The sequence below is a fragment of the Microbacterium sp. K41 genome (assembly GCF_004794395.1).
In the GTDB taxonomy this organism is placed as follows: Bacteria; Actinomycetota; Actinomycetes; order Actinomycetales; family Microbacteriaceae; genus Microbacterium; species Microbacterium sufflavum.
Map to the genome: position 1 here is coordinate 1 of NZ_SSDO01000464.1, position 6,419 is coordinate 6,419.

Annotated in this window: 6 protein-coding genes; 2 read left to right on the top strand and 4 right to left on the bottom strand. The window is 71.6% G+C overall.

Annotated features, from left to right (window positions below):
• Positions 1-1,012 (bottom strand): phosphohexomutase domain-containing protein (locus DW309_RS15090; RefSeq protein ID WP_524538342.1); only part of this gene is annotated, 1,012 nt, incomplete at its 3' end.
• Entirely contained in the window at positions 1,009-1,842 is an 834-nt protein-coding gene (locus tag DW309_RS15095; protein WP_136045840.1) for a purine-nucleoside phosphorylase, read from the bottom strand. The genes DW309_RS15095 and DW309_RS15090, both read right to left, overlap by 4 nt.
• A 48-nt stretch (positions 1,843-1,890) precedes the next feature.
• On the opposite strand from DW309_RS15095, the gene DW309_RS15100 reads away from it, so the two are divergent.
• Positions 1,891-3,339, top strand: coding sequence for an NAD(P)H-quinone dehydrogenase (locus DW309_RS15100; protein WP_136030329.1), 1,449 nt, complete (start codon positions 1,891-1,893; stop codon positions 3,337-3,339).
• 73 nt (positions 3,340-3,412) lie between these two features.
• Here the strand turns inward: DW309_RS15100 and DW309_RS15105 are convergent, their stop codons facing one another.
• Positions 3,413-5,179 carry an acetyl/propionyl/methylcrotonyl-CoA carboxylase subunit alpha gene (locus tag DW309_RS15105; protein ID WP_136030327.1) on the bottom strand — a complete coding sequence of 589 codons (1,767 nt, stop codon included), beginning with the start codon at positions 5,177-5,179 and terminating at the stop codon, positions 3,413-3,415.
• A gap of 78 nt (positions 5,180-5,257) precedes the next feature.
• A complete protein-coding gene (locus tag DW309_RS15110; protein WP_136030449.1) occupies positions 5,258-5,893 on the bottom strand; it encodes a Maf family protein in 636 nt (211 codons plus the stop codon).
• A gap of 23 nt (positions 5,894-5,916) precedes the next feature.
• Here DW309_RS15110 and DW309_RS15115 point away from each other — a divergent pair.
• Positions 5,917-6,419 (top strand): TRAM domain-containing protein (locus DW309_RS15115; RefSeq protein ID WP_342590380.1); only part of this gene is annotated, 503 nt, incomplete at its 3' end.

Here is a 6,419-nt window from a genome sequence, read left to right on the forward strand (position 1 = left end):
GCAGCAGGCCCACCTCGTTGCCGGTGAGCCGGCGCCAGCCCTCCGGCGCGGTGTCGTCGGGAATCGCCACGGCGAGCCGGTCGGCGTCCGGGTCGTTCGCGAGGATGAGGTCGGCGCGCGTCCGCCGGGCCTTCGCGAACGCGAGGTCCATGGCACCCGGCTCTTCCGGGTTGGGGAACGACACCGTGCGGAAGGTGGCGTCGGGGCGCAGCTGCTCGTCGACCACGAGCGGCTGCGGGTAGCCCGCGGCCTTCACGATGCGCGACACCGTCTCCCAGCCCACGCCGTGCATGGCCGTGTACACCCACCGCAGCCCGACCGCGTCGTCCGGAGCCGGGGCCACGGCGGCGGTCGCGGCGATATAGGCCTCGACCACGTCTTCGCCCGCCGTCTCGTACTCCGTGGAGCGCGGCAGCGACCGCACGTCTCCGGCGTCTGCGACCCGCTGAATGTGCGCGGCGATCTCGGCGTCCGCGGGGGCCACGATCTGCGAGCCCTGGTCGGCGCCGCCGAGGTACACCTTGTAGCCGTTGTCGTTCGGCGGGTTGTGGCTCGCCGTCACCATCACCCCGGCGGCGGCGTCGAGGTGGCGTACGGCGAAGGCCAGCACCGGGGTCGGCAGCAGGCGCGGCAGCAGGATCGCGCGCAGTCCCGCCCCGGCGAAGAGCTCGGCCGAGTCCTGCGCGAACACCCGGGAGTTGCGTCGGCCGTCGTAGCCGATCACGACGGTGGGCGTGCCGCCCCCCGCGCGCTCGCGGAGGTAAGCGGCGAACCCGGCCGCGGCCTGGGCGACGAGCACCCTGTTCATCCGGTTGCTCCCGGCGCCGAGCTCACCGCGCAGTCCGGCCGTGCCGAACGCGAGCCGACGGCCGAAGCGGTCGTCCAGGTCGGCGACGGCCGCGGCGTCTCCCGCGGCGGCCCTGGTCACGACGCCGGCGAGTTCGTCCCTGGTCTGCGGGTCGGGGTCCTGCCGCAGCCAGGCGCGGGCCTGCGCGAGCCGCTCCTCGCTCACAGGGCCTCGACCACCCTCGCCAGCAGTGCGGAGATCACCGGCTCCGCCTCCCGCCCGGCCTCGATCACCTCGGCATGGCTGAGCGGTGTCTGCTGGATGCCGGCGGCGAGGTTCGTGATGAGCGAGAACCCGAGGATCTCCATGCCCGCCTCGCGCGCCGCGATGGCCTCCAGCGCGGTGGACATGCCGACGATGTGCCCGCCGATCGCCTTCGCCATCTGCACCTCGGCCGGGGTCTCGTAGTGCGGACCGCGGAACTGCGTGTAGACGCCCTCGTCCAGGCCGGGGTCGATGCTCCGAGCGACGTCGCGCAGACGCTTCGCGTACAGGTCGGTGAGGTCGATGAACGTCGCCCCCTCGAGCGGCGAGTCGGCGGTCAGGTTGATGTGGTCGCTGATCAGCACCGGCTGGCCGGGCTTCCAGGTCTCGCGGATGCCGCCGGCACCGTTGGTGAGCACCATGATCTTCGCCCCCGTCGCAGCGGCCGTTCGCACGCTGTGCACCACGCGACGCACGCCGTGGTTCTCGTAGTAGTGGGTGCGCGCGCCGATCACCAGCACGTTCTTCCCGCCGGGGGTGCGGATGCTGCGCAGCGTCCCGACGTGTCCCTCGAGGGCGGGCTTGGAGAATCCGGTGACCTCGGTCGCGGGGATCGTGGCGACCGTCTCGCCGATGAGGTCGGCGGCCTTGCCCCAGCCGCTGCCGAGCGTGAGGGCGATGTCGTGCTTCTCGACGCCGGTGAGGCGCGCGATGTCGGAGGCGGCCGCGGCGGCCACCTCGAACGGGTTCGCGGAGGGGTCGTCGAGGGGGTTGCTGTGCGTTTCAGGCATGGATCCACTCTAGGAAGGTGCAGGCTCGGGGGCCAGGATTGGGGAAGAATGGAAAGCATGTCTTCCACCACTTTCGAGCGCACTCAGCGCGTCGCCGTGCTCGGCGGCGGACCCGGCGGTTACGAGGCGGCCCTCGCGGCCGCCCAGCTCGGAGCCGAGGTCACCCTGGTCGAGCGCGTGGGGGTGGGCGGCTCGGCCGTGCTCACCGATGTGGTGCCGTCGAAGAGTCTCATCGCGACCGCCGACGCCGCGGTCGCGATCTCCGAGGCGAGCGACCTCGGCGTGAACTTCTACGCGAAGGGCGAGAACGGCAAGCCGCTCAAGCCCGAGATCGCGATCAACCTCGCCGCGGTCAACAAGCGGCTGGTCGCGCTGGCCGGGCAGCAGTCCGAGGACATGCGCACGACCCTTCTCGACGCGGGCGTGCGCATCCTCTCCGGCCACGGTCGTCTGGAGGGTCCGAACGCGATCGTGGTCTCGACGGGGGAGCGCGGCACCGACTTCGACCGCGTCGAGGCGGACACCATCGTGGTCGCTGTCGGCGCGTCGCCGCGCGAGCTCGACTCCGCCAAGCCCGACGGCAGGCGCATCCTCACGTGGACGCAGCTGTACGACATGAAGGCGCTTCCCGAGCACCTCATCGTGGTCGGCTCCGGAGTCACCGGCGCCGAGTTCGCCTCCGCCTACATGAACCTCGGCGCGAAGGTCACCCTCGTCTCCAGCCGCGAGCAGGTGCTCCCCGGCGAGGATCAGGACGCCGCCCGCGTGCTGGAGAAGGTGTTCAAGCGCGGCGGCATGCAGGTGCTGTCGAAGTCCCGCGCCGAGAAGGTGGAGGTCACGGGCGACGGCGTGACGGTGACGCTGTCCGACGGCCGCACGGTCGAGGGCAGCCATTGCCTCATGGCGGTCGGCTCGATCCCGAACACCGCGGGCATCGGGCTGGAGGAGGCGGGCGTCGAGCTCGACGACTCCGGCCACGTGCGCGTGAACCGGGTGGCCCGTACGTCGGTGCCGAACGTGTACGCGGTGGGCGACTGCACGAACTTCTTCCCCCTGGCCTCGGTGGCCTCGATGCAGGGCCGCACGGCGGTGTTCCATGCCCTCGGCGACATCGTGATCCCGCTCGAGCTCATCAAGATCACGTCGAACATCTTCACCGCCCCGGAGATCGCCACGGTCGGCTACGGGGTGAAGGACGTGGAGGACGGCCTGGCCGACGGCATGGTCTACAAGCTGCCCCTCGCCGCCAACCCGCGCGCGAAGATGATGGGCATCAAGGACGGGTTCGTCAAGCTCATCGCCCGCAAGGGCTCCGGCACCGTGATCGGCGGCGTGATCGTCGCGCCGAAGGCGTCCGAGCTGATCTACCCGATCGCGATCGCCGTCGAACGGCGCCTCACGGTCGACCAGGTCTCGCGCGTGTTCGCGGCGTACCCGTCGCTGTCCAGCAGCATCACCGATGCAAGCCGGGCCATGCACCTGGTGAACATCTCCTGAGTCCCGCTCCTCCGGGCACACAGGAAGGGGCACCCCGCCGCGGCGGGGTGCCCTTTCCTGTGTGTTCCGGGTGTCAGCTGATGGTGAGGAGCTGGTGTCCGGCGGAGACCGTGGCCCCGGCGTCGGCGTTGATGTTGCCCACCACGCCGTCCTTGTGCGCCTGCAGCGGCTGCTCCATCTTCATGGCCTCGAGCACGACGACCAGGTCGCCCTTGACGACCTGCTGGCCGTCTTCGACCGCGACCTTCACGACCGTGGCCTGCATGGGCGACTTGACGGCGTCGCCGGAGGCGCCGGCGTTCGCGGTGGTGGTGTGGCTGCGGCGCGACGGCGGCACGACAGCGGGCCGTCCGGACGAGCCGGCGGAGACCGCGACGCGGTCGGGGAGGCTCACCTCGAGGCGCTTGCCCCCGACCTCGACGACCACCGTGTGCCGTGCACCTGCGGCGGCGGGGGACTCCAGTTCGCCGTCCCACGCGGGGATGTCGTTGTCGAACTCGGTCTCGATCCAGCGCGTGTAGACGCCGAAGTCGCCGTCCTCCGCCGTGAAGGCGGCGTCGCGCACCACCTTGCGGTGGAACGGGATGACGGTGGGGAGACCCGCGACCTCGAACTCGTCCAGGGCGCGGCGCGAGCGCTCGAGCGCCTCGGCACGGTCCTTGCCGGTGACGATGATCTTCGCGAGCAGGGAGTCGAAGGCGCCAGAGACGGAGTCGCCAGCGGTCACGCCGGAGTCGAGGCGGATCCCGGGGCCGCCGAACGTCTTGAACACGTGGATCGGGCCCGGCTGGGGGAGGAAGCCGCGACCCGGGTCCTCGCCGTTGATGCGGAACTCGATCGAGTGGCCCTGCGGCTGGGGGTCGTCGTAGTCGATGGTGCCGCCCGCGGCGATGCGGAACTGCTCGCGCACGAGGTCGATGCCCGTGACCTCCTCCGACACCGGGTGCTCGACCTGGAGGCGCGTGTTGACCTCGAGGAACGAGACCGTGCCGTCGGCGCCGATCAGGAACTCGCACGTTCCCGCGCCCACGTAGCCGACCTCCTTGAGGATGGCCTTCGACGCGGTGTAGAGCTGCTCGTTCTGCTCCGGGGTGAGGAACGGGGCCGGAGCCTCCTCGACGAGCTTCTGGTGACGGCGCTGCAGCGAGCAGTCGCGCGTGGAGATGACGACGACGTTGCCCGCAGCGTCGGCCAGGCACTGGGTCTCGACGTGCCGCGGCTTGTCGAGGTACTTCTCGACGAAGCACTCGCCGCGACCGAAGGCCGCGACCGCCTCGCGCGTGGCCGACTCGAACAGTTCGGCGACCTCGTCGAGCTCACGGGCGACCTTGAGCCCGCGTCCGCCACCGCCGTACGCGGCCTTGATGGCGATGGGCAGGCCGTACTCCTTCGCGAACGCCACGACCTCGTCGGCGCCGGCGACGGGGCCGGGGGTGCCGGGGGCGAGCGGGGCGCCGACCTTCTCGGCGACGTGACGCGCGGTGACCTTGTCGCCGAGGGCCTCGATGGCCTCGGGCGACGGGCCGATCCAGGTGATGCCCGCGTCGATCACGGCGCGTGCGAACTCGGCGTTCTCGGCGAGGAAGCCGTAGCCGGGGTGCACGGCGTCGGCACCGGCGCGGCGGGCGACGGAGAGGATCTTGTCGATCTGGAGGTAGGTCTCGGCGCTGGTCGAGCCGCTCAGCGCGTAGGCCTCGTCGGCGAGACGCACGTGCAGCGCGTCACGGTCCTGGTCGGCGTAGACGGCGACCGAGGCGATCCCGGAGTCGCGTGCGGCACGGATGATGCGGACGGCGATCTCGCCGCGGTTGGCGATGAGCACCTTGGCGATTGCAGGCATGCTTGCCAGCCTAGCGAGTAGCCCCCCGATCCCTTTGACGACTCTCGACAAGAAACGATCGAAAACGTGGAGGGGAGTCTACGACCACAGGTCGGTCCAGCGGACCCCGAGCTCACCCGCCAGGCGGCGCACGGTCGACAGGGACATGCCGACCACGGTGGACGGGTCGCCCTCCACACGGGTGATGAAGGCACCGCCCAGGCTGTCGACCGTGAAGGCACCGGCCACGAGCAGGGGCTCACCCGACGCGACATAGGCGGCGATCTCCGCGTCGTCCAGGTCGTCGGCGAAGGTCACCGCGGCCTCCGCGACGGCGGTCGCCTCCACCGGGGTCGCGCCGGGGGAGACCCGGAAGACGGAGTGCCCGGAGTGCAGCACCCCGGTGGCGCCGCGCATCTCCTGCCAGCGGCGCGTCGCCTCCTCGGGGGTATACGGCTTCCCGTACACGCGTCCGGCGAGCTCGAACATCGAGTCGCCGCCGATCACCAGGCCGTCGAAGTCGCCGTCGGCGCTCAGCCGCTCGGCGACGGCCGCCGCCTTGGCCCTGGCGAGCAGCAGCACCAGGTCGGCGGGTGCGAGCGGGCCCACGCGCTCCTCGGCCGCGGCGGCGAGGGCGTCCTCGTCGACATCCGGCGCGAGGGTGAGTGGCTCGATGCCGGCGTGGCGCAGCAGCATGAGCCGGGCGGGAGACGTGGAGGCGAGGCAGACGCGCATGTGCACCACCGTATCCTCGAAGGATGACTTCCTCCGCAGCCGACGTGCTCGAACTCGACATCACCGGCATCGCCCACGGAGGGACCTTCGTCGCCCGTCACGAGGGTCGTGTGGTGTTCGTCTCCGACGCGATCCCCGGAGAGCGCGTGCGGGCGCGGCTGCTCACCCCCGCGGGTGATGCGGACGCGGACACGCGCAGCTTCTGGCGCGCCGAGACGGTCGAGGTGGTCGAGGCCTCCCCGCACCGGCGCCCGCACCTGTGGCCGGAGGCCGACGTGTCGCGCGACCCCGCCGACCGTCCGGGCGGCGCCGACCTGGGCCACATCGAGCTCGGGCAGCAGCGTGTCCTGAAGCGCCAGGTGCTGAGCGAGGCGTTCGACCGCTTCGCCGGCGCCGGGCTGGAGGCGCCGGAGATCGAGGCCGTGGAGTCCGGAGACGGCGCGCGCTGGCGCACCAGGGTGACCCTGCACGTGGACGACCGCGGTGTCGTCGGCCCGTTCGCGGCGCGCAGCCACCGCGTGGTGCC

Excerpts from the sequence above, each read along its gene's own strand:
- DW309_RS15095 (WP_136045840.1), bottom strand. The coding sequence starts at position 1,842 with ATGCCTGAAACGCACAGCAACCCCCTCGACGACCCCTCCGCGAACCCG.
- DW309_RS15110 (WP_136030449.1), bottom strand. The coding sequence starts at position 5,893 with ATGCGCGTCTGCCTCGCCTCCACGTCTCCCGCCCGGCTCATGCTGCTG.
- DW309_RS15105 (WP_136030327.1), bottom strand. The coding sequence starts at position 5,179 with ATGCCTGCAATCGCCAAGGTGCTCATCGCCAACCGCGGCGAGATCGCC.
- DW309_RS15100 (WP_136030329.1), top strand. The coding sequence starts at position 1,891 with ATGGAAAGCATGTCTTCCACCACTTTCGAGCGCACTCAGCGCGTCGCC.